Origin of the sequence: Nostoc sp. MG11, assembly GCF_014904695.1 — a bacterium.
Classification (GTDB): Bacteria; Cyanobacteriota; Cyanobacteriia; order Cyanobacteriales; family Nostocaceae; genus Komarekiella.
The window spans coordinates 1-782 of the sequence record NZ_JACXXN010000204.1 but is presented as its reverse complement, the minus strand read 5'-3'; the positions used below and the strand labels follow the sequence as shown (position 1 = coordinate 782).

Annotated in this window: 1 protein-coding gene; it reads left to right on the top strand. The window is 49.4% G+C overall.

Annotated features, from left to right (window positions below; translation table 11 throughout):
- The coding region (locus tag HCR01_RS38105; RefSeq protein WP_193201039.1) for an ATP-dependent DNA helicase at positions 1–782 on the top strand (782 nt) is incomplete at both ends.

Below are 782 nucleotides of genomic sequence, written 5' to 3'. Positions count from 1 at the left end.
ATGGCTGCGTATTCAAGGGTGATGATTTTGACTGGTGGCCCTGGTTGCGGCAAAACTTTCACCACCCACACCATAGTCTCTCTGTGGCAAGCAATGGGTAAATCTATCGCCCTAGCTGCTCCCACTGGACGCGCTGCTCAACGCTTGGGTGAGATGACTGGGCTTGAGGCTAAGACTATTCATCGCTTGTTAGAGTTCGACCCGAAAACAATGGGCTTTAAATGCGGTAGCGATAACCCTTTGCCGCATACAGCAATTATCGTTGACGAAGCGAGTATGTTGGATTTATTCCTCGCATATTCTTTGGTTAAAGCTGTAGCAGAAGGCGCTCAATTGTTGTTAGTGGGTGATATCGACCAGCTGCCATCCGTGGGCCCTGGTCAAATACTCGCTGACTTGATTAATTCCGGTAGAGTACCAGTGGTGCGGTTAACCCAGGTCTTTCGCCAAGCTCAGCAGAGTGCAATTATCACCGCCGCGCACCAAATTAATCAAGGGCAGTACCCCACAATCGAGCCAATCTCTGATTCTCCCGTCTGTGACTGCATCTGGCATGGCGGCGGTTTTGAGCCGGAACACGGGGTGCAAGCTATTTGCGAGTTGATTACTGACTTAATTCCTCGCTTAGGTTTTAATCCGGCAACTGATGTTCAGGTACTTTGCCCTATGACACGAGGGGTAGTTGGTACACGTAATCTAAACACTGTATTGCAGCAGTTGATTAATCCGCCCAGCCCAAATAAGGTGGAAATTACCAGAGGTGGGAATTTATTGCGAGAGGG